Raw genomic sequence first — 21,041 nt, 5'->3', positions numbered from 1 at the left:
ATTAATGACAAAGATAGCTATGATAACTCCATTAGTTGAGATGGATGGAGATGAAATGACAAGAATCATATGGAAGATGATAAAGGATGAACTTTTACTTCCATTTATAGATTTAAAGACAGAATACTATGATTTAGGTTTAGAATATAGAAATGAAACTGATGATAAGGTAACAGTAGATGCTGCTGAAGCTATAAAAAAATATGGTGTAGGGGTTAAATGTGCAACAATAACTCCTAATGCAGCTAGAGTTAAGGAATATAACTTAAAGGAAATGTGGAAGAGTCCTAATGGAACTATAAGAGCTATTTTAGACGGAACAGTATTTAGAAGTCCTATAATAGTTGATTCTATAAAACCTTTCGTAAGAACTTGGGAAAAACCTATAACTATAGCTAGACATGCTTATGGAGATGTTTATAAAAGTGTTGAAATAAAGGCAGAAGGAAAAGGAACAGCTGAGCTGGTATTTACATCTGAAGATGGAAAGGTGACTAAAGAAGTAATTCATACCTTCAAAGGACCTGGAGTTCTTCAAGGAATGCACAATACTAATGAATCTATAGAAAGCTTTGCTAGAGCATGTTTTAACTATGCTTTAGATAGAAAAGAAGATTTGTGGTTTGCAAGTAAAGACACTATATCTAAAAAATATGACCATACTTTTAAAGATATATTTGAAGAGATTTATGAAGCAGAGTATAAAGCTAAATTTGAAGAAACAGGGATAGAATATTTCTATACTCTAATAGATGATGCAGTTGCAAGAGTAATGAAATCAGAAGGCGGATTTATATGGGCTTGTAAAAACTATGATGGAGATGTTATGAGTGATATGGTAGCTACAGCCTTTGGTTCTTTAGCTATGATGACTTCAGTTTTATTATCACCAGAAGGCTATTATGAATATGAAGCAGCCCATGGAACTGTTCAAAGACATTACTACAACCACTTAAAAGGGCAACAAACATCAACAAACTCCATGGCTACATTATATGCATGGACTGGAGCTTTAAGAAAAAGAGGAGAGCTTGATAATATTCCAGAGTTAATAAGTTTTGCAGATAAACTTGAGGAAGCTTCAATAAAAACGATAGAAGAAGGAGTAATGACTAAGGATTTAGCATCATTATCTTCTATAGAAAACATAAAAACAGTAAACACAGAAGAATTTATAAAAGAAGTAAGAGCTAGATTAGAAGCGCTGCTTTAATATTTAAGAAGAACTTAGAGAAATCTAGGTTCTTTTGTTTTGAAATATAGTATAATATTGGTAGTGTTGTATTTAGAGGGGAATATAATTATGAGGGGGATTTTTAGTGGGTAAAAGAATGCGGTTGATATGTGTAATTATATTAGTATTTATTACGGGTATAATTGTAGGAAGTTATATTGGAGCAAGGAATAATGAGGTAGTTACTTATAATTTTGATGTAATAGGAGAAGATTTAATACTTAGGAACTTTACCTTAGTTACATTTGAAAATAAGTATTATATTACGAGTGATACTAGAATAGAGAAGAGAAGTGTGTCAAAAAGTGAAATAAATAATTGTGTTTTAGAGATATATCGAGATACTGAAGTATTAATGAGTTCAGGTTTTAGTTTCCAAAAAGAAAATGTAGTGATGACTGATATAAAACGTGGAGACGATTATTATGAATTGTTTAGCGATAAATTATCATCAACAAAAGAAAAAATAACTAAAGCCAAAGAAATTCAAGTAAAATTTAATTACACCATAGACGGCGTAGAAAAAGAGGATATACAAACCGTAGAGTTAGATAAGCATATAGATAAAAAACTTTAAGATAATTAAGGGAATGCCAAAACTAAAATTTCTAGGGTATTCTCTTTTCTATTTAAATTTATGCTAAAATTAAATAATACAATTTAGAGCATGGAGTGAAGAAAATGGATAAAAACATAAGATTATCAGGCATAGCCTACGAGTCATTAGTTAATGGTCCTGGGATTAGAAGAGTATTCTTTTCACAGGGGTGCATACATAATTGTAAGGGGTGTTTTAACCCAGATACTCATCCTTTCACAGGTGGAGAACTTAGAGATATGGATGAACTTATACAAGATGTAAAAGAGAACCCTATGATAAAAGGAATTACATTCTCAGGGGGAGATCCTTTTGAGCAAGCAGATAAATTTTCATATATGGCTAAGGAATTCAGAGATTTAGGATTAAATATATGGTCTTATACGGGCTATAAATTTGAATACATATTAGCCCGCTTAGATAGGAGAGAAGGGTGGAGAGATTTAATTAACAGTTTAGATGTGCTTGTAGATGGAAGGTTTGAACTTGAGAATAAGAAAGATGGATTGCGATTTAAAGGGTCATCAAATCAAAGGATAATAGATGTGAAAAAAAGCTTAAAGATAGGTGAGATAATAGAGATAGAAATATAGGACTAATTAGGAGGAGATATTGTGTTAAAGTGGGGCAGAGGGCTAGCAGGATTTTTTGCATGTATAATTATTGTTGCGGTAGTGCTGGTTCAAATAAATATACATAAGTTTAATAATGCATTTGAAGTAAATAATGTAGCTAAAAATACAGAAGAGTTATCAAAATTAGAAACTAATGAAGATAAGGTTAAATATATAGAAAATTATTTTGAGAAGTTAGGTACATCTCCTGGTGGTGAGGAAGGGAGTTATGTTCAGAATTTTAATACAATGATTCCAGTATATAATTCTACACCATCACTTTATATAAAAAATAATGATTCTGTAGTTAGAAGTTTTGTGTATGGTGAGGATTTCAGGGAATCTTTATTAGGTTTTGGTGGAAATGGAGATGTTAGTGGGAAAATATATTTACTTGAAGATAATATGTCTTCATTGTCTAAAGATATATTAAAAAATAACATAATCCTTAGTAGTAGAGCGCTAACAGATGAAGATATAGATTATGCTGTTAATAATGGATGTAAGGCAATAATGATGATAGATCCAGATGTAAGTAAAAAAGAGAGTGTAGATACAAGGTTAAAGCAAGCCAAGTCTACTATTATTTATAGAGTATCACAAAGATTATTTAGTGAGCTTAGTAGTAACTATATAAATAATTTAGATGCTCACTTAAAGGTTGATGTTTCTTTTAAGATGGAGAGTACTCCTAATATTCTCTCTAAAATCCAAGGAAAGAGCAAAAGTGCTGGGTATAGTATAATATCAGCTCATATATCTGATGATAATTCAGGGATAGCATTATTAATGGAATATGCAAGAGTACTTAAGATGCAGGATAATACTCCTGAGAAAACTATTGTTTTTGCTGTTTGGAATAGCTTTGATGAAGGAATGAAAGGCTCTAATTATTATGTAGAAAATCCAATATATCCATTAAAGGAAACAGAAGTATTTGTTTTAGATGATGTTGCTTCACTTAACAGTAGAGTAATGAATATCTCTACTTATGGGAAAGCCGGACAATTCATAATGAACAAATTATCAGATTATGCAATGCATAGGGGGATTAGACCCAATGTGACAAATGACATATTATATAATGATAGCAAGACTTTTTTATTAAAAGATACTCCAGCTGTTCTTATAAATGGAGATAGATCAGGTGGACAAGTTAGTAGTTATGAATTTTTTCAGCAAGGAGACTTTGCGGATGCAGGACAAGTACTTTTAAACTATATTCAAAGAGATATATATAAAGATTGGTCACAGGGAATGATTCAAAGCAAAGAAAAAAGCTATATAATAACATTTGTAATAGTATTTTTAATAATGTACCTATTTAAATCTGTATATAAAACTAAGCCCTCAATCAAGTTATTAGGAATAAGCGCAGAGAATATTTATTATTCGAGTATATTTAATGTTATAGATAAAATAGTAAATGGGGCTGCTCTAGTAGGGGTAATAATATTTATAACTGCATTTATTGTTTATATTCCAAGTAGCTTTGATTTGGTTAAATACAATGGGAGCTATATATCAAATCATTCTATATATTTTTCTTTTGAAAGTACTATTGAATATATAAGAAATTTCTTTGAAAAAGGTTTAGGAAAAACAGATAGTGGTTTTTCTGTAGCATTTATCATCAGCTTTTCAATAATAAAAAGTATAGGCTTAATATTAAGTTCGGTAATATTAGCTTTTATAGTTGGAACTTCCATAGGGATAATAAGTTCTTTTAAAAACAAAAAAAGAGGAAATATAAGTTTTATAGGTCCAATAGCAATGTTGTCTTTACCTGATGTTTTAATAGCTATATCTGTTCAGCTTTTATTTATAATACTTCGTCAGAACAACATACTGCACTCAGGTAGTAGTGAGATAACCAAATTTTTACTTCCATTTATATCTTTAGCAATAATTCCAACAGCATATATATCGAGAATTGCTCAGATTGCAGTAAAGGAAGAAATAACTAAAGATTATATAATGGCAGCTAGGGCCAAAGGACTATCAACTTTTAATATTCTAAAGGATCATTTGTTAATAAGTGTAGCTATAAAGGTTGTTGAGACTTTACCTTCAGTATTAAATATCATAGTATCAAATGTAATAATTGTTGAGTATGTATTTTCATATCCAGGAATAGTATATCAGTTATTTAGTTATTTTAAGGATTATGATATTAGGACTTGTGTTGGATTAATAATTGGAATAGGAGTTGTCTATTTTATTCTAACTGCTATATTTAAAGGTTTATCCATATTAATTAATCCATTTAAAAGACGTGCTATGATTGGAGGTAAGCAAAATGAAAAAGCGTAATCTACCTCTTATATTTGGAGGTTTTATAATAGTAATTTTAGCAGTAGTAGTAGTATTTCCAAGATGGTTTACAAGTGACAATCCTTATGTAATGGAAGGAGTTAGGGCTACTATACAAAAAAATGTTGGATTATCATTACAAGGAGCACCTTTTGCACCATCTAAAGAAAATCTATTAGGAACAGATCAGCTTGGAAGGGACATACTTAGTCTTATAATCTATGGGACAAGACTAACTTTAGAATTAGGATTTTTTATAGTATTAGGAAGATTTTTAGTAGCAATACCATTAGGTATAGCAGCTGGATTTGGCAATAACTTATGCAAATCCATAATAAATTTCTTTAGCTTAATATTTAGTGCTATACCGGCATTAATTATAAGTCTTTTTGTCCTTAATATAAGTTTCTTTAAATCTTTAGATAAAAATCAGTCAATATTAGCCTTTGTAGTAGTTCTTACTATTGTTGGTTTTGGTAAGTTAGCTGAACTTATAAGAGAAAGAGTACAAGGAATATTGTCAAAATCATTTATAGATGGAGAAAAAGCTATAGGTAAAAGCAATTTAGCTATAGCTATGAAAAATGTTTTACCCCATCTTTCAGCAGAGATAATGGTCCTAGTATTTATGGAAATGGCATTAGCCCTATCAATGATAATGGAGCTTGGTTACTTTGGAATATATGTAGGTAACTTAAGAGTATTTCAGGATACAAATGTACCTATAAATATAAGCTTTGAGCCAGAATGGGCAAGCATGCTATCAACTTCTTTACCATATATAACTAAATTCCCTTGGATGGTAATTTCACCAGCATTAACATTCTTTATAAGTATATTTGGATTTAATCTCTTTGGAGAGGGTCTTAGGGAAAAACTTCAAGGAAAAAATTCTAAAGTTGGGATAAGAAATATTCCTAAGAAAGTTTATAAACCTATAGCAGCATTTATGGCAGCAATATTAATAGTAGGTATATTTAATTTTGGAGTTAATACTTATAAAACTGGAAAGGTTAAAAAACAACTTTCATCTATTATGGATTGGGAGTTTAAGGATCAGGTAGTTATAGGAAGTGAAGAAGCGGAGTATACAGCTAATAATCTTAAAAATTCCCTACAAGAAATAGGATTAAGTCCGGTGGGTGAAGAGTATATAAGTAAATATGATATTGATAAGTTAAAAGTTATAGATAGTTACTCTTTTAAAGTAGATTCAGATAGTTTTGTATTAGGAAAAGATTTTTCTGTCATTTCCAATAAAGACTTTTCAATAGAAGGAAAAGTTTATAAAGATGAGGCTCTAGACTTATTTACTATAAAAGATTTTAGCATATTTGATGGAAAGCTATTAGTTTTAGATGAGGATGTTTATTCGAGAGAAACTATAGCAGATTTTTCAAACATAATTAAAGAGAAGTCAAAGGCACTAGGGGTAATAGATGTAATATCAAAAAATGAAAAATTACCGAATTCTATTACTGGTGAAGAAAGTAAGGATAACGTAATATATTTAACTAAGGACTCAGGAGAAAAGTTAAAACATGATAGGAATGTTTCTATATCTATAAAAACTAAAACTTTAGAAGGCTCTGGAAAAAATGTTTTAGCAATGATTCCAGGCAGTAATAAAAATCTTTCTGAGCAGGTAATAATTATTAGCATGGGTTATAATTATTTAGCTTCTGATAAGGAGTCCTCAGCTAAAAAGATGGACATGATGCTAGAGATAGCTAAAAGATTATATGATAATAAAGAGAATCAAGGAAGAAGTATAATGTTTGCCTTTTGGGATGGTAATTTAACAGAAGAATATTCTGGAGTAAAGAAGTATGTAGCGAAGCCAGCTCAATCATTAGGATTTGCAAATATTAATGTTGATTTAACCAATATGGATGTAAAAGGAGATACACTAACCTTTGATGAAGCTCAGGTTCCAGTAACTAAGTATTCTTCATGGGGATTTAACCATCAATTCCAATTAAATCTTAAGGAAAAAGGATTTAATATTAATCAATATGTCAATAAGAAAAAGGTAGCTGAAATTGTTAAAAATCCTAATTCTCAGCAGGTAATGTATTATGTGGGGGCAGTACCTACAATATCAATGTTAGGCAGTGAAGAGAATAATACAAACAAGAATCTTATAGAGAAAAAATTTGTAGATGTATTAGTATCTTCAATTTCGAAAACAAATTATTAGTTGGGGGTGAGAATATGGAGAATAATTCAGCACTTAATATAAAAGATTTAAAGGTATCCTTTAGAAATAATGGAGGATTTCTTCAAGTAATAAGAGGTGTAGATATAGAACTTAATGAAGGAGAAATACTTGGAATATTAGGAGAATCAGGTAGTGGAAAGACAGTAACTGCTTCTACTATATTAAGGTTAATAGAAGATGATACCTATAGAATAGATTCAGGAAGCATAGTATTTAATAATAAAGAACTTATTGGGTTAAATGATAAAGAGATGAGAGATATAAGAGGAAGAAAAATATCTTATGTTTTTCAAGACCCAACTGGCGCATTAAATCCTTATAAGAGTATAGGAAAGCAGTTAAAAGAGGTGCTAAAAGTTCATGGAGAAAGTTTTAGTAAGGAGAAAATTATCCAAGGATTAAAAAAAGTTGGAATTGATAATGGAGAAGTTATCTATAATATGTATCCATGGCAGTTAAGCGGAGGTCTTTGTCAAAGAGTTGTTATAGCCATGAGTACCTTATGTTCTCCAGAAATAATTATTGCAGATGAACCTACGGCAGCTATTGATGCTTCTCTTCAAAAAAAGGTATTAGATTTATTTAAAGATATACACAAAAAGAATAATACTTCTATTATAATAATAACCCATGATTTTGATGTGGTTAAATATACATGTAGTAAAGTAGTTATAATGTATGGGGGATTGGTTATGGAAGAAGGAGAAACAGAAGAGGTTTTAAAATCTCCTAAACATCCTTATACTAAGGAATTAATTAAGTGTGTAGAGTCGCTAAATAAAAATGAGAAAGAGTTATACTCTCTTGATGGTAAAGCTCCATCTCCAGAGGAATTTAAGAATAAATGTCCTTTTTATGATAGATGCAAGTATGGAAATGATAAGTGCTTAGAAAAGATACCAGATTTTAAAATAGTAGGGAATAGAAAATTCAGATGTGTTTTAGAGAAGGTTGGTGAAGATTTTGAATAAAGATGTACTTATAGAAGTTAAAAATCTTTCTAAGCATTATGTGGTAAAGAAAAATATTTTCTCTAAAAGCACTGTAATTAAAGCTGTTGATAATATAAGCTTTAATATCAATAAAGGGGAGGCTTTAGGATTAATAGGAGAAAGTGGATGTGGAAAAACTACTACAGCTTCTTTAATTCTAAATCTTGTAAAAGCTGATGAAGGAAGTATATTTTATAAAGAAAAAAATCTAATAGACCTAAAAGAATATGAGATGAGAAATTTAAGAAAAGAACTTCAAATAATTTTTCAACATAATCAAGGAGCTTTAGATCCAAAGAGGACAATAGAAGAACTACTAAAAGAACCACTGAAACTTCATAAAGTTGTTGATAACAGCAAATTGGATCAGGAAGTTAAAAGACTTTTAGGTTTAGTAGAAATGACTGAAAGTACTAAGAAAAAACTTCCCCATGAGTTAAGTGGAGGTCAAAGACAAAGAATAGGTATTGCTAGAGCAATCTCAACAAGGCCAAGCTTCATAGTTTGTGATGAACCTGTTTCTGCCCTAGATGTTTCTATTCAAGGTCAAATATTAAATCTTTTAATGTATTTAAGAAAAGAATTGAATCTCACATATCTATTTATATCTCATGATCTTAAAGTTGTTAAACATATATGTGATAGAATTGGAGTTATGTATAAGGGAAGCTTAATGGAAATTGAGGAAACCTCAAAGATTTTAAATAATCCTAAGGAAGAATATACAAAATCTTTAGTAAGTTCTCAACTTTTATAACTTTATAACTTTTTATAATTATATAACTTTATAAATAAACAGTTATACAAATTTATAACTGTTTATTTTAATTTGGGTAGCAATTAGTATTTAATTAAGAAATGTGCTATATTGTAAGTATTAATTGGGGAAAATTATAGAAGTATTAAAAATAACGAGGTGATAAAATGGATATAACATTAAAAGGATTTACCTGCCAAGAAGCAGATTTAGTTATAATACCACTTTTTGAAGAAAAGGCAGAGGTACATCATGAAGAAACTAATAATTATATACAAAGTATGAAATCTAAAGGGCAATTTAAAGGTGCTAAAGGCGAGATTTTCAGTTTTATTAGAAAAACTAATAGCAGTCTTCAAGATGCTGTTATTGTGGGGCTAGGAAAAGAAAAAGAGTTAAACGAAGAAGTTGTAAGAGTAGCTTTAGCTAGTGGGGTTAAAAAGGCAAAGGAATTAAAATGCAAAAAGATATTTGTAAGATTGCCATTAAATGAGGAAATCAGTCCATATGATACTACTAGAGCAGTAGTAGAAGGTCTAGGATTAGGTTGTTATTCTTTTGATAAATATAAAAGTGATTGCAAAACTGAATGTTTAACATTTTCTATAGGGGGCGCTTTAATAAATGAAGAAAATTCAAGTCAGATTAAAGAAGCTTTAGAAGAAGGATCGCTTTTAGTTGAAGCTACTATTATCGCTAGAGATTTAGTTAATGAACCATCAAATGTTATATATCCTGAAACTTTAGCAAAGGCTGCTAAAGAAGTTGGAGAAAAGTATGGATTTGAGGTTGAAGTTAAAGAAGAAAAAGAAATAAAAGCTTTAGGTATGGAAGCATTTTTACAAGTTGCTAAAGCATCAGCAAATAAACCAAGATTAATAGTTATGAGATACTTTGGAAACAAAGAAGATAAGGATAAGATATTCGGACTTGTAGGTAAGGGATTAACTTATGATTCAGGCGGATATTCTATTAAACCAAATGATGGAATGGTAACTATGAAATCAGATATGGGTGGTTCAGCAGCTGTTATAGGAGCTTTAGCTGCTATTTCAAAAAGCAAGCTTAAAATAAATGTAGTTGGAGTAGTTGCAGCCTGCGAAAACTTAATATCTGGAGATGCCTATAAGCCAGGAGAAATAATAGGTTCTATGGCTGGAAAGAAAATTGAGGTATTAAACACAGATGCAGAAGGAAGATTAACTTTAGCTGATGCAGTAACTTATATTATAAGAGAAGAAAAAGCTAAAGAAGTTATAGATTTAGCAACTTTAACTGGAGCTGCTTTAGTAGCATTAGGTGGAACAACTACAGCTGTAATCACTAACAATGAAGAGTTTTATAAAGAGTTAGAAGAGGCATCTAAATATACTGGTGAAAGAGTATGGAACTTACCAAGCTTCCCAGAATATAAGAAACTTATAAAATCAGATATAGCGGATTTAAAGAACACTGGTGGAAGAATGGCTGGCACTATAACAGCTGGATTATTTATAGGAGAATTTGTGGAAGATAAACCTTGGTTACACATGGATATAGCTGGAACAGCATGGTGTGATTCCCCTAGAGAATATTCTCCAAAAGGTGGTACTGGAGAACCAGTAAGAACAATATATGAATTAGTTAAGAGAAGAAGTACAGAGAAAAAATAAATTTTTATGAACATGATAGCTTTTTTATAGTTATCATGTTCTTTTTAATTATTACCTGTTATAATGAATGTGGAAAAAAGAGAGGAGGTAGTTATTATGATAAACATATATAGAACTACTAATGAAACTAATACAACCCTAAGAGCCTTAGAAAATATAGAACCAGGATGCTGGATTAATGTGGTAGCTCCCACGGAACAGGAAATAATACTATTGTCTAAGAAAACTGGGGTACCTCTTGAATTTTTAAAGGCGCCTCTAGATGATGAGGAGACTTCAAGAATTGATATAATAGATAATAATATTTTAGTTATAGTGGATATACCTTTTACGGAGATGGAAGATAATTCGCTAACATATGATACTTATCCATTAGGAATAATTCATACAGAAAAAGAAATTATAACAGTTTGTTTAAAGAATTCAAAAATATTAACTGATTTTGCGAAAGGTGATATTAGAAGTTTTTATACCTTTAAGAGATCTAGATTTATACTTCAAATATTAAATAGAATATCAACATATTATTTACTTTACTTAAGACAAATAGATAAAAAGAGTGTAATGGTTGAAAAGAAACTTCATAAATCCATGAAAAATAAAGAACTTATTCAGTTATTATCTTTAGAGAAGTCATTGGTTTATTTCTCAACTTCATTAAAGTCTAATGAAATAACTCTAGAAAAAATGCTTAAGATGCAGATCATGCAAAAGTATCCTGAAGACAATGATGTTTTAGAGGATGTTATTATAGAAAATAAACAGGCCATAGAGATGTCAGGGATATATAGTGATATATTAGCAGGGACTATGGATGCATTTGCATCAGTAATTGCTAATAATCTTAACATAGTTATGAAGGTGTTAGCATCTGTAACAATAGTAATGTCTATTCCTAATATGATATCAGGAATATTTGGAATGAACGTAGGGGGGAACCCTCTTCTAGAAAGTCCATATGGTCTTTTATCTGTAGTGTTGTTTATTGTTCTTCTATGTGTAGGTTCAACTTTATACTTAAAGAAAAAAGATATGTTTTAATAAAAAAAGAGGCTTAGCCTCTTTTTATTTTTGTATGTTAAATTGTTTTTCAACATGTATATATTTATTATTTAAATAATAGCCTAAGTAGCCACCAATAATCCCTAGTATAAATGCAGCTAGTCCACCTAAGACATAGACTATAAAAACGATCATAGTGTTATGAAATCTAATTGTTAAAGCAGAAGTAGCTAATAAGGAAAATACTACAGAGTATAAAGGGTAAAAACCGATACTTATAATTTTTTGCTTGCCTTTTCCATATCCCTTAAATATTAAATAGCTAGTCAAATCAGTAAAAACTCCAGAAAGAATTATTGCTAAAGTCATTAATGGACTAAATACAGATAGAATAAGGCCTAATACTATTGATAAAGTAGTTAAAGTTCCAATATCACTACATCTAAGAATAAGTAAATATAAAAGAACACTAAAATAAAGCGACATTAGAAGTATTTTGATTATTTGTGAACCACCTAAAAGGTAGCTAGCTGAGTAGATAACCCCACCCCCAACTATGAGTAGGGCTATGGTTATAGCAATTAATGTAAGCTGTTGCGCTTGATTTTTCATTAATACCTCCCAATTAAGAATTATTATTACTTATACTTTAAAGAAAATATTGCTTTATGTCAAAGTATTTATTAAGGAATTTAAGGCTGTATTTAACTATGATATACTTTATAGGTAGAGAAGATTTTAATTATATAAGAGGAGGAGAACTTATGAGAAACAAAATAGCATTTTTTGATATAGATGGAACATTAGTTGAACATAAAGAAAATGTTTTAATAATGCCAGAAAGTACAAAACTAGCTATAAAAAAATTTAGAGAAAAAGGAAATTTAGCTTTTATATGCAGTGGAAGACAAATAAGATTTATAAATGATAAATTTGGAACAGATATGTTTGATGGCTATATATCTGGAAATGGAACAGAGATATTTTTTAAAGGGGAGAAGGTTTATGGGAGAAATTTATCTCAGAATATGTTAACATCTCTTATAAAATCCTTTGATGAGCTAGGTGTTTCTTGTAATTTTGCTGGAGGCTATAAAGGATATTCTTATAAGATGGATAGAAGAAGAATTGATAGATATAATTCACAATTCCCAGGAGAAGCATATATTTTAGAAGAGTGGAAGTTAGAAGATGTAGAAGCAAGTTCTTTAGATATATTTTATAAGGATGATTCAGTATTAGAAAAATGCCGTGAATATTTTAAGGACATGCTCATCTTCAATGCACATGGAGCAGATATGTCAGCAGACGTATCCCTTAAGGACTGGGGAAAAGCAGAAGCTATAGAGTATATAACCAAACATTTAGAGATACCTATGGAAAACACCTATGCCTTTGGAGATGGACATAATGACGTAGAAATGATAAAGAAGGTAAACACAGGAATAGCAATGGGAAATGCAGTAGAAGAACTTAAGGAAGTAGCTGACTACATAACTTCAAATATATTTGATGATGGAATTTATAATGCTATGAAGGCTTTTGAGTTAATATAGCAAATAGTATATAAGCACTGAGCTATTAAATGGCGTCAGTGCTATTTTTTATCCATAAATTCATTGGAGAGTTGTCCTATAGAACTTCATTAGAATCCTGCTAAACTTTAGGCTGTATAGTAGAAAAACCATACACTCCTAATCGGTAGGCGTGTCTTTCAGCGCCAGTCTAATCATTTAGTTGAGAAAAAGGAAAGCCATAAAGTCGACTAACCATATAGTAGAACAACCATAAAGTCGACTAGCTGTATAGTAGATTAACCATAAAGTCGAAAAATAGTACACCTATGCTTTATAGAAATTCGAAGAATTTCATTAGGATGCTTTTAACTATATAAGAAGCTTACTAGGTGATATAATAGCTTTAATAGTAATATAGTTACTCAGAAGTATTTGGATGAAGTAGTATAAAAATAAAGGAGAAATAATGAAAAATAAAAATGCTTGGGCAGTTGTTCTAATATCAATAGCATTATTCGCTATTAGAACAATAGGAATAGAAGGAATACCATTGCCTGTTATTACGGGAATAATAGGGTTATGCATGATAATAGGTTTTATAATTGTTAAAAAATATAAAGGAAGTAAAAAGGAGATATCGTACCTATATGGATTGGTAATTATGACAACTTTATTATTAGGAACTATTATTATGTTTGTACAAGTAGATGGTCAATATCCAGAAGTTGCAAGTAGATATAAACCTTTATTTTTATCAATAATTATAATATTTTTTATTGGCTTAAATTTAGTTGCACTTGCTTATGCTTTATATAAGAGTAATTTTAAACCTAAGAAATAGGAAAGGAAACAAATTGTATTTATCTTACCTAAAAGGAATGTAATAAATGAAGTAAAAAAAGAGAAATAGCCAAAATATAAAGCTATTCCTCTTATTATTTTCAGGTTATGTTATTTTACTAAAATTTAAAGATAGATTAATTAATATATCCTTAAAATAAGCCACTTCTAAGCCATTAGCCTATTAAAAGTCTGCTTGCCCTGTAGTTCTTGGGAATGGTATTACGTCTCTTATGTTGGACATTCCTGTTATATACATTATAAGTCTTTCGAAACCTAAACCAAATCCAGCATGAGGAGTTTCTCCGTATTTTCTAAGTTCTAAATACCACCAGTAATCTTCCTCGCGTAGATTAAGTTCAGACATTCTGTTCTTAAGAGCTTCTAATCTTTCTTCTCTTTGAGAACCACCTATTATTTCTCCTATTCCAGGAACTAAACAGTCCATAGCTGCAACAGTTTTTCCATCATCATTAAGTCTCATGTAGAAGGCTTTTATTTCTTTAGGATAATCTGTTACAAATACAGGTCTTTTGAAGATTTCTTCAGTTAAATATCTCTCATGTTCAGTTTGAAGATCTATTCCCCATTTAACTGGGTATTCAAATTTCTTATCAGATTTTTGTAGTAATTCTACAGCTTCTGTGTAAGTCACTTTACCAAAATCAGAATTTACAACATGATTTAATCTCTCTAATAAACCTTTATCTATAAATTGATTGAAGAATTCAATTTCTTCTGGACATTCATTCATTACGTAGCTAATAACATACTTAAGCATATCTTCAGCAAGTTCCATATCATCTTTAAGGTCTGCAAAAGATATTTCTGGTTCAATCATCCAGAACTCTGCTGCATGTCTTGCAGTGTTAGAGTTTTCTGCTCTAAAAGTTGGTCCAAAGGTATATATATTTCTAAAAGCTAAAGCGTAAGCTTCGCCATTTAATTGACCTGATACTGTAAGATTAGATTCTTTTCCGAAGAAGTCATCAGAGTAATCTATTTTACCTTCTTCTGTCTTAGGTATGTTATGTAAATCTAAAGTAGTAACTTTAAACATTTCTCCAGCACCTTCAGCGTCAGAACCAGTTATTATTGGTGTGTGTGTATATACAAAGTTTCTTTCTTGGAAGAACTTGTGTATAGCATAAGCTGCTACAGAACGAACTCTAAATACAGCAGAAAAAGCATTACTTCTAGGTCTTAAATGAGCTATAGTTCTTAGGTACTCAAACGTGTGTCTTTTCTTTTGTAGTGGATAATCAGAAGAACTCATACCCTCAATCGTTATCACTTCAGCTTGAATTTCAAAAGGTTGTTTAGCCTCTGGTGTTTCTATTAAGGTACCGGTAACGGATATTGATGAACTTATAGGTAGTTTTGCTATTTCTTTAAAGTTCTCAAGTTTAGTAGCATCTAAAACTACTTGTAAGTTTTTAAAAAAAGAACCATCATTAAGTTCAATAAAGCCAAATGCATTAGAAGATCTAAGGGTTCTTACCCATCCACTTACTGTAACTTGCTTGTTAATAAATTCATGTGAATCTCTATATAAAGATTTCACTAAAACATCTTTATTCATAAGGAACCTCCTTAATATTTTAAAATAAAAAAAGCCTTCATCAAAAATGATGAAAGAATAATTTCCAAATTATAATAAACTCATAATGATTCTACCGCAAAAATTTAATATTTGCAAACATTATCTCATAATAATGTATATGGACATACAGTTATTTTAAGGAGGGAGAGGATATTGACGAATCAAGATATTGTACAGGAGTTATTAAAGGAAGTAGAACTTATAAAAGCAATGCTAATGGTTGCTCCTGATTCTAGGGAGGTAATCATGGAGTTACTAGAAATGAGATTAAATGATCTTGAAGAAATGAAGAATAAAATATAGATAAAAAATAGAGAATTGATATAAGGTATCAATTCTCTATAATCCACTTATTCATTTCCCGTTTCAAAAGTATATATAAGCTGAGAAGGGAATTTTAATATTTCCATATCTTTAATAATACGCTTATATTCATAAGGAACTTCTTTAAACTTTACTGTAGGTTTACTGCCATTTTCAAGTTCAAGTATTGCATAAGTTGCATTAGGATTGCCTATTTTAGGTTTTCCAACAGAACCACCATTTATAAATAACTTATCTCCAAACTCTTTATAGGATGGGATGTGAGTATGAGCACACACTAGAATGTCTCCATCAAAAGTTTCCATAATCTCTTTGGTGTTTTCACCATCTTGTAATAGATATTCATTTATTTTTCTTGGACTTCCATGTACAAAAGTTATTTTCTTGCCTTCAAATTCCATACTCATAGATAAAGGTAGATTATTTAAATAGTGCCTATTGGAGGCCCTAAGTTCATCTACAGTCCAAGGGAGTGAAAATGAATTTATTGAGGTGTTTCTTATATAACTATATTCATTGTCTACTACAGAAGCATCATAGTTTCCTTTTAGACAAGGAATTCTTTTTCTTTTCATTAAAGCTATAACCTCGTTAGGATGAGGACCATACCCCACAAGATCTCCTAAACACATTATAAAATCTATATTTTCGCTATCAATTTCTTCTAAAACTTTCATTAGTGCATAAATATTCCCATGTATATCGGATATAACTGCTATTCTCATTTATATTAATCCTCCTAATCTAGCTAATAATATTATTATAACACCCAGTCAGGCTTATAATGACAAAATATTATGTGTTTTTGATTTTTATTTCATGTAGTAGTAATATTGAGGTAGTAAATATTTAAGGAGGAAAATCCATGAAAGATAGTAGATTAAAAAAGATTCTTATAGAGATGAATGCTGAAGGTTTAGAGCAGATGGTAATTTCATCACCAGCGGCAATATTTTATTTAACTGGTAAGTGGTTTGAGCCAGGAGAGCGAATGATTGCTCTTTATATTAGTACAAAATCATCACCTAAACTTATTATAAATGAATTGTTTCCAGTTAATGAGGATTTAGGTTTAGATATAGTTTGGTATAAGGATATAGAAAATCCTGTACTTCTATTAAGTAAATTTATCAACAAAAATAGCGCAGTTGGAATAGATAAAAATTGGCCAGCTCATTTTTTAATTAAGCTTATGGAGTTAGGTGGAGGTAAAGCATTTGTTAATGGCTCCGTAATCATAGATAAGGCTAGAGCAGTTAAGGACTTAGAAGAAATTGAATTAATGAGAAAAGCAAGTGAACTTAATGATAGAGCTATGAAAGAAATATGGAGAAGTGTCGGGGAAGTAAAAACAGAAAAAGAAATGTGTAGTCTTTTAGGAGAACTTTATGAAAAGGAAGGAGCAGATGGTTTTTCTTTTTCTCCAATTATAGCTTATGGAGCTAACGCTGCTGACCCTCACCATGAACCTGATAGATCCTTTTTAAAGAAAGGGGAAGGGGTTGTAATAGATATAGGGTGCTTATATAACCATTATTGTTCTGACATGACTAGAACAGTATTTTATGGAGAACCAAGCGTTAAGGGAAGAGAAGTATATAACATAGTAAAAGAGGCAAATGAAAAAGGAATAAAGGCTGTAAAGCCAGGAGCACTTTTCAGTGAGGTAGACAGAGGTGCTAGAAGTACAATTGAATCTTATGGATATGGACAATATTTTACCCACAGAACAGGGCACTCAATAGGTATAGAAGTTCATGATTACGGTGATGTTAGCTCTGTGAACAATGATAAGTTACAAGTAGGAAATATATTTTCAGTAGAACCAGGTATATATTTATCTGGAGATGTAGGCGTGAGAATAGAAGATTTAGTTTTAGTAACTGAAGATGGAGTAGAAGTTTTAAATAAAGTTACTAAGGAGTTAATAGTTTTATAGACCTCTGTCCTGTTGAGACTAACAGGATTAGATTGTATGACTTTATGACTTTTCTATAAAAATACAGGCGGCTCTACGAGCCGCTGTATTTTTAATTATAGTTTGTATAAATAAAAAAGCTACTACAAAACTGTAATAGCTTATAATTGGCTGCCAGAGTAGGATTCGAACCCACACGTGCAGAGTCAGAGTCTGCTGTCCTACCCTTAGACGATCTGGCATTAAATTTCCACATAAAAATATTATAAATTCATATGTGGAAAATTGCAAATGTTTTAAATTGTTTTTATTATATTATTCATTAAAGTTATAAATTTACTTTTTACATTTTCAGATGTTTCCATAACTTCTTCATGACTTAATGGTTGATCTAATATACCAGCAGCCATATTAGTCATACATGATATTCCTAAAACCTTCATACCTTGATGTTTAGCAACTATAACCTCAGGCGCTGTTGACATTCCAGCAGCATCTCCACCAATTATTCTAATCATTCTAATTTCAGCAGGAGTTTCATAAGTTGGACCACTCATCATACAATAAACTCCTTCTTTAAGATCTATTCCTAAGTCAGTAGCTATTTGTTTAACTGTATTTCTTAAGTCAACATCGTAGGCAGTCGACATATCTGGGAATCTAGTTCCGAAATCTTTAAGATTTTTTCCTATTAAAGGATTATCTCCAGATAGATTAATGTGATCTGTGATTAACATTAAATCTCCAGGAGTAAAGGATGTATTAACAGCACCAGCAGCATTTGTAACAATTAATTTTTTTACTGATAATAAATGCATTACTCTTACTGGAAAGGTAACATCGTGCATCTTATAGCCTTCATAAAAGTGAAATCTTCCTTGCATAGCTAATACGTCTTTACCTTGAAGTTTTCCTATTACTAATCTTCCAGCATGACCTTCTACTGTTGAAACAGGAAAGTGAGGTATATCATTGTAGTCATAGTATTCAGCATCTTCTATATCGTCAGCTATTGCACCGAGTCCTGAACCAAGAATAAGACCAATTTCAGGTTTATATTTACTTTTTGATAATATATATTCAGCGGCTTCCTTTATTCTTAAATCTAAATCCATCTTAACATCTCCCTATTATTTTAAAATTTCACCAAGGAAACTATCCCCGTTTATTATTGTTTCACTATTAAAGATATCACAAATAGTTTGCCCCATATTGAAGAATCCTACTTTAGTTCCTAAATTATAGCCTTTTTTAAGTGGTTCTCCATAAGCTAAGAAAGGTACATATTCTCTGGTGTGGTCTGTTCCAGGATATGTGGGGTCACATCCATGGTCTGCTGTTATAAATAGTATATCATCAGATTCCATGTTTTGCATGATTTCCTTAAGTCTAACATCGAAATCTTCTAGACCTTTACCATAAGACTTAGGGTCATTTCTATGTCCCCATTTCATATCAAAATCAACTAAGTTAGTGAAAATAAGACCCTCTTTTTCAGTTTTCATATAATCAAGGGTTTTATCTACGCCATCCATATTGTCTTTGGTATGAACAGCAGAGTAGATACCTTTACCAGAGAAGATATCTTCAATTTTACCTACAGCCATTACTTTAACGCCAGCTTCTTGTAACTTATCTAAAGCAGTAGCATGAGGTGGTAGTAAAGCATAGTCTTTTCTGTTTGAAGTTCTGATAAAGTTTCCAGGTTCGCCTAGATATGGTCTAGCAATAACACGAGCTACAGCATTATCACCAGTAAGCATTTCTCTAGCGATTTCACAATATTTATATAGTTCCTCAATAGGAATTATATCTTCATGAGCAGCTATTTGAAAAACAGAGTCAGCAGAAGTATAAACTATTAGTGAGCCAGTTTTTAATTGCTCTTCTCCTAATTCATCTAATATTTCTGTACCAGAAGCAGGTTTATTACCTATTACTTTTCTACCTGTTTTTTCTTCAAATTCTTTAATGATTTCAGCTGGAAATCCATTTGGATAAGTAGGTAGTGGGATTTCAGATTTTACTCCAACCATTTCCCAATGACCTGTTACAGTATCTTTACCATTAGATGCTTCATAGAATTTACCATAGCAGCCTAAAGGATTACTAACTTTATTTATATTTTGTATTCCTTCAATTGAGCCTAGTCCTATAGATTCCATGTTAGGAAGTTTTAAACCACCATTAAATTTAGCAACATGACCTATGGTATCTGCACCTACATCTCCGTATTTATCAGCATCTGGAAGTGCTCCCATTCCTACGCTGTCTAGGATTATTAGAATAACTCTTTTTATCATAAAATACCTCCGTAAGTTTTTATTTTTTTATGGAAACGCTTTACTGTTTTTCTAAAAAGAAAAGAGAATAAATCTCTATTTTTTTATTAGCTTCTCTGATCCTTTTAAAATTAAAGTGGGTGTTAGAGTGATTTTTTTCTCTTCTTTATTATTATATTCAGAATTTAGAAATTCTAATAGTAAACTCATACCAATTTCACCTAATTCAGTGCTTGGCCCATCTACATAACTAATATTTAACCCCAATATATTAAAAATATCAACTTTATCAAAAGCAATTAAAGAAATATCTTCAGGGGTTTTAAGATTATGTTCCGACAAGGCTTTAAGAGCACCTACTGTCATTTGATTTGATGAAGTAAATATAGCTGTAGGTTTATCTTTCATTGAAAGTATATCCTTAGTTAAATTATAACCAGACTCTAGGCTATAGTCACCATATAATATGTAATTTTTGTTTACAGAAATATTGTTTTCTAAAAGGGCTCTTTCATAACCTTCAAGTCTTTCTTGAGCTGTTTTAGAATTCATTCTACCTGTAATTATGGCTATTTTTTTATGATTTTCTTTAATTAAAGCATTTACAGCATCGTAGCTTCCTTGAATGTTGTCCACAAATATACCGCTAAAGTTAGAATATTTTAAATGACCATCTATTAAAACTACTGGAATCCCTAAGTTTTCTAGATTTTTAATGCATTCAGCATTTCTATCATCTTCAGAAGAAGTTGGTGTAATTAATATTCCTCTAATTCTATGTTCTCTAAGGGCTTGAATGCTTTTAATTTCTCTCTCTACTGATTCATGAGAATCCCATAAAAGTATATTTAATCCGTGCTCTTCTGCCACTTTTGTAATTCCACGTATCATCTCGCCATAAAAGGGATTAGTGATATCAGGAACAATTACTCCTATAGTATTAGTTTGTTTTTTTGATAAACTTCTAGCTATAGCAGATGGTGTATAGTTGTAATCTTTAATGGCTTTAAGTATTTTTTCTTTCGTTTCCTCTTTTACATATCCAGAATTGTTCAAAACCCTTGATACGGTAGCTAAAGAAACTCCTGCTGCCTTAGCTATATCACTAATTGTTGCTGCCATCTAAACTCCTCCTAAGTTTTGACCATGGAAAAATGGTTTTATTTTAAGTTCA

At 30.7% G+C, this 21,041-nt stretch carries 19 protein-coding genes and 1 tRNA gene; 13 read left to right on the top strand and 7 right to left on the bottom strand.

The genetic code is table 11. The features are described 5' to 3' along the window. Positions 1-4: 4 nt before the first annotated feature. The 9 genes from P8F83_RS16515 to P8F83_RS16475 all read left to right on the top strand — a co-directional run bounded on the left by P8F83_RS16515 (position 5) and on the right by P8F83_RS16475 (position 11,422). Complete coding sequence (locus P8F83_RS16515) at positions 5-1,213, top strand: NADP-dependent isocitrate dehydrogenase (protein ID WP_326511921.1); 1,209 nt, start codon at positions 5-7, stop codon at positions 1,211-1,213. 106 nt (positions 1,214-1,319) lie between these two features. After that, positions 1,320-1,811: a hypothetical protein gene (locus P8F83_RS16510; protein WP_326511920.1), complete on the top strand. Its 492-nt coding sequence runs from the start codon at positions 1,320-1,322 to the stop codon at positions 1,809-1,811. Positions 1,812-1,915: 104 nt separating this feature from the next. Next, positions 1,916-2,425, top strand: a complete 510-nt coding sequence (gene nrdG, locus P8F83_RS16505; RefSeq protein WP_326511919.1) for an anaerobic ribonucleoside-triphosphate reductase activating protein — start codon at positions 1,916-1,918, stop codon at positions 2,423-2,425. 21 nt (positions 2,426-2,446) lie between these two features. After that, complete coding sequence (locus tag P8F83_RS16500) at positions 2,447-4,759, top strand: ABC transporter permease subunit (protein WP_326511918.1); 2,313 nt, start codon at positions 2,447-2,449, stop codon at positions 4,757-4,759. Beyond that, entirely contained in the window at positions 4,746-6,959 is a 2,214-nt protein-coding gene (locus P8F83_RS16495) for an ABC transporter permease subunit (protein WP_326511917.1), read from the top strand. Before P8F83_RS16500 ends, P8F83_RS16495 begins: the two co-directional genes overlap by 14 nt. Before the next feature lie 14 nt (positions 6,960-6,973). Continuing rightward, entirely contained in the window at positions 6,974-7,951 is a 978-nt protein-coding gene (locus tag P8F83_RS16490) for an ABC transporter ATP-binding protein (protein ID WP_326511916.1), read from the top strand. Further along, complete coding sequence (locus P8F83_RS16485; RefSeq protein ID WP_326511915.1) at positions 7,944-8,729, top strand: ATP-binding cassette domain-containing protein; 786 nt, start codon at positions 7,944-7,946, stop codon at positions 8,727-8,729. The genes P8F83_RS16490 and P8F83_RS16485 overlap by 8 nt, the downstream gene beginning before the upstream one ends. 167 nt (positions 8,730-8,896) lie before the next feature. Continuing rightward, positions 8,897-10,381: a leucyl aminopeptidase gene (locus tag P8F83_RS16480; protein ID WP_326511914.1), complete on the top strand. Its 1,485-nt coding sequence runs from the start codon at positions 8,897-8,899 to the stop codon at positions 10,379-10,381. A 96-nt stretch (positions 10,382-10,477) separates the two neighbouring features. Next, a complete protein-coding gene (locus tag P8F83_RS16475) occupies positions 10,478-11,422 on the top strand; it encodes a magnesium transporter CorA family protein (protein ID WP_315110194.1) in 945 nt (314 codons plus the stop codon). A gap of 24 nt (positions 11,423-11,446) precedes the next feature. Here the strand turns inward: P8F83_RS16475 and P8F83_RS16470 are convergent, their stop codons facing one another. Further along, positions 11,447-11,995: a hypothetical protein gene (locus tag P8F83_RS16470; RefSeq protein WP_326511913.1), complete on the bottom strand. Its 549-nt coding sequence runs from the start codon at positions 11,993-11,995 to the stop codon at positions 11,447-11,449. Positions 11,996-12,147: 152 nt separating this feature from the next. Between P8F83_RS16470 and P8F83_RS16465 the strand changes: the two genes are divergently transcribed. Next, the gene (locus tag P8F83_RS16465; RefSeq protein ID WP_326511912.1) at positions 12,148-12,939 is read left to right on the top strand and encodes a Cof-type HAD-IIB family hydrolase; all 792 of its coding nucleotides are present in this window, start codon (positions 12,148-12,150) and stop codon (positions 12,937-12,939) included. Positions 12,940-13,366: 427 nt separating this feature from the next. Then, positions 13,367-13,741 carry a hypothetical protein gene (locus tag P8F83_RS16460; RefSeq protein ID WP_326511911.1) on the top strand — a complete coding sequence of 125 codons (375 nt, stop codon included), beginning with the start codon at positions 13,367-13,369 and terminating at the stop codon, positions 13,739-13,741. A gap of 183 nt (positions 13,742-13,924) precedes the next feature. Here P8F83_RS16460 and asnS read toward each other — a convergent pair whose 3' ends face one another. Beyond that, positions 13,925-15,322: an asparagine--tRNA ligase gene (gene asnS / locus P8F83_RS16455; protein WP_326511910.1), complete on the bottom strand. Its 1,398-nt coding sequence runs from the start codon at positions 15,320-15,322 to the stop codon at positions 13,925-13,927. A 174-nt stretch (positions 15,323-15,496) separates the two neighbouring features. On the opposite strand from asnS, the gene P8F83_RS16450 reads away from it, so the two are divergent. Continuing rightward, positions 15,497-15,646 (top strand): hypothetical protein, encoded by a 150-nt coding sequence (locus tag P8F83_RS16450; protein WP_156337883.1) that lies wholly within the window; start codon positions 15,497-15,499, stop codon positions 15,644-15,646. A gap of 47 nt (positions 15,647-15,693) precedes the next feature. On the opposite strand, the gene P8F83_RS16445 is transcribed toward P8F83_RS16450, so the two are convergent. After that, complete coding sequence (locus tag P8F83_RS16445) at positions 15,694-16,392, bottom strand: metallophosphoesterase family protein (RefSeq protein WP_238903228.1); 699 nt, start codon at positions 16,390-16,392, stop codon at positions 15,694-15,696. A 140-nt stretch (positions 16,393-16,532) separates the two neighbouring features. On the opposite strand from P8F83_RS16445, the gene P8F83_RS16440 reads away from it, so the two are divergent. After that, entirely contained in the window at positions 16,533-17,606 is a 1,074-nt protein-coding gene (locus P8F83_RS16440; protein ID WP_326511909.1) for a M24 family metallopeptidase, read from the top strand. Positions 17,607-17,753: 147 nt separating this feature from the next. Here the strand turns inward: P8F83_RS16440 and P8F83_RS16435 are convergent. The 4 genes from P8F83_RS16435 to P8F83_RS16420 form a co-directional block, all read right to left on the bottom strand. After that, positions 17,754-17,827 (bottom strand) — tRNA-Gln (locus P8F83_RS16435). Between the two features lie 54 nt (positions 17,828-17,881). Beyond that, positions 17,882-18,700, bottom strand: a complete 819-nt coding sequence (locus tag P8F83_RS16430; protein ID WP_326511908.1) for a purine-nucleoside phosphorylase — start codon at positions 18,698-18,700, stop codon at positions 17,882-17,884. 15 nt (positions 18,701-18,715) lie between these two features. Continuing rightward, positions 18,716-19,888, bottom strand: coding sequence for a phosphopentomutase (locus tag P8F83_RS16425; RefSeq protein ID WP_326511907.1), 1,173 nt, complete (start codon positions 19,886-19,888; stop codon positions 18,716-18,718). 75 nt (positions 19,889-19,963) lie between these two features. Beyond that, positions 19,964-20,989 carry a LacI family DNA-binding transcriptional regulator gene (locus P8F83_RS16420; protein WP_326511906.1) on the bottom strand — a complete coding sequence of 342 codons (1,026 nt, stop codon included), beginning with the start codon at positions 20,987-20,989 and terminating at the stop codon, positions 19,964-19,966. Positions 20,990-21,041 lie beyond the last annotated feature (52 nt).

Source organism: Clostridium intestinale (assembly GCF_035905475.1).
GTDB classification, from domain to species: Bacteria; Bacillota; Clostridia; order Clostridiales; family Clostridiaceae; genus Clostridium_T; species Clostridium_T intestinale.
Note: the sequence above shows the minus strand (reverse complement) of the source record. Positions and strands in the feature narration are given on the sequence as shown.

Excerpts from the sequence above, each read along its gene's own strand:
- P8F83_RS16515 (WP_326511921.1), top strand. The coding sequence starts at position 5 with ATGACAAAGATAGCTATGATAACTCCATTAGTTGAGATGGATGGAGAT.
- nrdG (WP_326511919.1), top strand. The coding sequence starts at position 1,916 with ATGGATAAAAACATAAGATTATCAGGCATAGCCTACGAGTCATTAGTT.
- P8F83_RS16495 (WP_326511917.1), top strand. The coding sequence starts at position 4,746 with ATGAAAAAGCGTAATCTACCTCTTATATTTGGAGGTTTTATAATAGTA.
- P8F83_RS16490 (WP_326511916.1), top strand. The coding sequence starts at position 6,974 with ATGGAGAATAATTCAGCACTTAATATAAAAGATTTAAAGGTATCCTTT.
- P8F83_RS16480 (WP_326511914.1), top strand. The coding sequence starts at position 8,897 with ATGGATATAACATTAAAAGGATTTACCTGCCAAGAAGCAGATTTAGTT.
- P8F83_RS16475 (WP_315110194.1), top strand. The coding sequence starts at position 10,478 with ATGATAAACATATATAGAACTACTAATGAAACTAATACAACCCTAAGA.
- P8F83_RS16470 (WP_326511913.1), bottom strand. The coding sequence starts at position 11,995 with ATGAAAAATCAAGCGCAACAGCTTACATTAATTGCTATAACCATAGCC.
- P8F83_RS16465 (WP_326511912.1), top strand. The coding sequence starts at position 12,148 with ATGAGAAACAAAATAGCATTTTTTGATATAGATGGAACATTAGTTGAA.
- P8F83_RS16460 (WP_326511911.1), top strand. The coding sequence starts at position 13,367 with ATGAAAAATAAAAATGCTTGGGCAGTTGTTCTAATATCAATAGCATTA.
- asnS (WP_326511910.1), bottom strand. The coding sequence starts at position 15,322 with ATGAATAAAGATGTTTTAGTGAAATCTTTATATAGAGATTCACATGAA.
- P8F83_RS16445 (WP_238903228.1), bottom strand. The coding sequence starts at position 16,392 with ATGAGAATAGCAGTTATATCCGATATACATGGGAATATTTATGCACTA.
- P8F83_RS16440 (WP_326511909.1), top strand. The coding sequence starts at position 16,533 with ATGAAAGATAGTAGATTAAAAAAGATTCTTATAGAGATGAATGCTGAA.
- P8F83_RS16430 (WP_326511908.1), bottom strand. The coding sequence starts at position 18,700 with ATGGATTTAGATTTAAGAATAAAGGAAGCCGCTGAATATATATTATCA.
- P8F83_RS16425 (WP_326511907.1), bottom strand. The coding sequence starts at position 19,888 with ATGATAAAAAGAGTTATTCTAATAATCCTAGACAGCGTAGGAATGGGA.
- P8F83_RS16420 (WP_326511906.1), bottom strand. The coding sequence starts at position 20,989 with ATGGCAGCAACAATTAGTGATATAGCTAAGGCAGCAGGAGTTTCTTTA.